A 3005-nucleotide genomic window follows, 5' to 3' on the forward strand; every position below is an offset into this window, starting at 1 on the left:
CCGTCGAACCATTGTTGGGTTCGCGTGCCGCGAACACAACCTACGAAGCCATCACCACCCCGCCCGCCTTCCATTCTCCCCCTTACCCTTGCGGGAGGGGGCCAGGGGGAGGGGTCTGCGCGCGGCCGCGCGCCTGTGGCCAGCCCGGGCTCAGCCCTGCCCGACCGGCACCAGCGCCGCGACCTCGTCCCGGCCCTCGGCGCCCAGCCCCTCGGCCACGCCGGCGCGGTCGGCGGCGGGGCGGTTCTGGCTCATCTTCCACTTGCCCTCCAGCCGCGCGATCGGCAGGGCGAAGCCGACGATGCCCTTGAGCTGGCCGCGAATGAAATCCGGCGGCGCGTCGGCCACCGCCCAGGGCGCGGCCCGGCCGCCCTCGTGCCGCCGGGTCAGGCGGGTCACCAGGTCGAGCAGCCGGTCGGCATCGTCGAACATCTCCAGCGGTCCGCGGGCGTGGATGGCGACGTAGTTCCAGGTCGGCACCACCTTGCCGGTCTGGCGCTTGGTCTCGTACCAGGACGGGGTGATGTAGGCCTCGGGCCCCTGGAAGATCGCCAGCGCCTCCACCCCCGCCACGCCGCCGGCGGCGTGCCGGTTGGCCTTGGCGAGATGGCCGTACAGCGTGCCGTTCGGCCCGGCCTCCGGGTCCAGCAGCATCGGCACATGGCTGGCGACCAGGCCGTCGGCGCCGAGGCTGACCAGCGTGGCCAGGCCGGCCTCGCGGATGGCGGCGTGCAGAATCTCGATCCGGTCTTCCCGGAAGGCGGGCGGGACATACATGGCAGTGCCTGGGCAGCAAGGTGGTGCTGGACAGATGGCGATGAATCGGACTGGCCGCCAGGACCAATCGACCCAAAACAGCCAGTCCAATTCCACTCGGCGCAGCGGCGGCATGCGCCCTCGGCAGGGCCGCGCGCTTCCGCCGTGCCGGCCGTTGCTGCTATATCCCGCCTCAGCCTTCCTCCCCCGCCCCGCATCTGGACCACGCCGATGATCCCCCGCTACAGCCGCCCCGAGATGACCCGGATCTGGGAGCCGGAGAACAAGTACCGGATCTGGCTGGACATCGAAGTCGCGGCGCTGGAGGCGATGGCGCAGCTCGGCATCGTGCCGGAGACGGCGGTCAAGGCGGTGCGCGAGCGCGGCAACTTCAACGTCGAGCGGATCGACGAGATCGAGCGCGAGACCCGGCACGACGTCATCGCCTTCCTGACCAACCTGGCCGAATATGTCGGGCCCGAGGCGCGCTTCGTGCACCAGGGCATGACCTCGTCCGACGTGCTGGACACCACCCTGGCGATCCAGCTGACCCAGGCGATCGACCTGCTGCTGGCCGATGTCGACGGGCTCTTGGCGGCGCTGAAGCGGCGGGCCGAGGAGCACCGGCACACCCTGACCGTCGGCCGCAGCCACGGCATCCATGCCGAGCCGACCACCTTCGGCCTGAAGCTGGCCGGCCATTGGGCCGCCTTCCGCCGCAACCGCGACCGGCTGGTGCAGGCCCGGCGCGAGATCGCCACCTGCGCCATCTCCGGCCCGGTCGGCACCTTCGCCTCGGTCGACCCCTTCGTCGAGCGCTATGTCGCCGACAAGCTGGGCCTCCAGGTCGAGCCGGTGTCGACCCAGGTGATCCCGCGCGACCGCCACGCCATGGTGTTCTCGGTGTTCGGCGTCGTCGCCTCGTCGATCGAGCACCTCGCCATCGAGATCCGGCACCTGCAGCGCACCGAGGTGCGCGAGGCGGAGGAGTTCTTCCACCCGGGCCAGAAGGGCTCGTCGGCGATGCCGCACAAGCGCAACCCGGTGCTGACCGAGAACCTGACCGGCCTGGCCCGGCTGGTGCGCGCCGCGGTGGTGCCGGCGATGGAGAATGTGGCGCTGTGGCACGAGCGCGACATCAGCCATTCCTCGGTCGAGCGGATGCTGGCCCCCGACGCCACCGTCACCCTCGACTTCGCCCTGTCGCGCCTGACCGGCGTGGTCGACAAGCTGCTGATCTATCCCGAACGGATGAAGGCCAACCTGGAATCACTCGGCGGGCTGGTGTTCTCGCAGCGCGTGCTGCTGGCCCTGACCCAGGCCGGAATCAGCCGCGAGGACGCCTACACCCTGGTCCAGCGCAACGCCATGCAGGTCTGGCACGAGGGCGGCAGCTTCCTCGACCGCCTGGCCGCCGACCCGGAGGTCACGATCCCGCGCGAGACCCTGGCCCACGCCTTCAGCTACGACTTCTACACCAAGCACGTCGACGACATCTTCGCCCGCGTCTTCGCCGAGGCCTGACACCGCTCGGGAGGCGGCACGATGGACAAAAGCAAGCTTTCGGCCGCCAGCATCGCGGCCCAGGCGCTGGGCTGGATCGACCCGGTGACCAAGGCGGTCACCCCGGCGATCCACCCCTCCACCACCTATATCCGCGACCCGGACAACCAGTACCGGTCCGGCCGGATCTACGCCCGGGACAACAACCCGAGCTACGACCAGGCCGAGGCGGTGCTGGCGGCGCTGGAGGGGGCGGAAGGCGCCGCCGTCTTCGCCTCCGGAATGGCGGCAGCGACCGCGGTGTTCCTGGCGCTGGCGCCGGGCGACCATGTGCTGGCGCCGAAGGTGATGTACTGGTCGCTGCGCAACTGGCTGATGACCGAGGCCACCCGCTGGGGGCTGAAGGTCGAGCTGGTCGACACGCATGACCTCGACGCCGTCCGCGCCGCGCTGCGCCCGGGCGAGACGAAGCTGGTGTGGCTGGAGACGCCGGCCAACCCGCTCTGGACCGTCACCGACATCGCCGCGGTGGCCGAGGCGGCGCATGCCGCAGGCGCCAGGGTGGCGGTCGATTCCACCGTGGCGACGCCGGTGCTGACCCGGCCGCTGGCGCTGGGCGCCGACCTGGTGATGCATTCGGCGACCAAATACCTGAACGGCCATTCCGACGTCATCGCCGGGGCGCTGGCCACCGCCCGCGACGACGAGACCAGGCAGCGGATCAAGCGCATCCGGGCCGAGCACGG

Annotated in this window: 3 protein-coding genes; 2 read left to right on the top strand and 1 reads right to left on the bottom strand. The window is 70.9% G+C overall.

From position 1 onward, the window contains the following. Positions 1-150: 150 nt before the first annotated feature. A complete protein-coding gene (locus ACTOWL_RS37680) occupies positions 151-777 on the bottom strand; it encodes an FMN-binding negative transcriptional regulator (RefSeq protein WP_441326431.1) in 627 nt (208 codons plus the stop codon). A gap of 210 nt (positions 778-987) precedes the next feature. On the opposite strand from ACTOWL_RS37680, the gene purB reads away from it, so the two are divergent. Together purB and ACTOWL_RS37690 are read left to right on the top strand one after the other, a co-directional pair. Further along, on the top strand, positions 988-2280 hold the full coding sequence (gene purB, locus ACTOWL_RS37685) for an adenylosuccinate lyase (protein WP_441326432.1): 1293 nt from the start codon (positions 988-990) through the stop codon (positions 2278-2280). A gap of 21 nt (positions 2281-2301) precedes the next feature. Further along, positions 2302-3005: aminotransferase class V-fold PLP-dependent enzyme (locus tag ACTOWL_RS37690; RefSeq protein ID WP_441326433.1), on the top strand; the 704-nt coding region annotated here is incomplete at its 3' end.

It is taken from the genome of Inquilinus sp. CA228, assembly GCF_052078665.1.
Taxonomy (GTDB): domain Bacteria; phylum Pseudomonadota; class Alphaproteobacteria; order DSM-16000; family Inquilinaceae; genus Inquilinus.

Excerpts from the sequence above, each read along its gene's own strand:
- ACTOWL_RS37680 (WP_441326431.1), bottom strand. The coding sequence starts at position 777 with ATGTATGTCCCGCCCGCCTTCCGGGAAGACCGGATCGAGATTCTGCAC.
- purB (WP_441326432.1), top strand. The coding sequence starts at position 988 with ATGATCCCCCGCTACAGCCGCCCCGAGATGACCCGGATCTGGGAGCCG.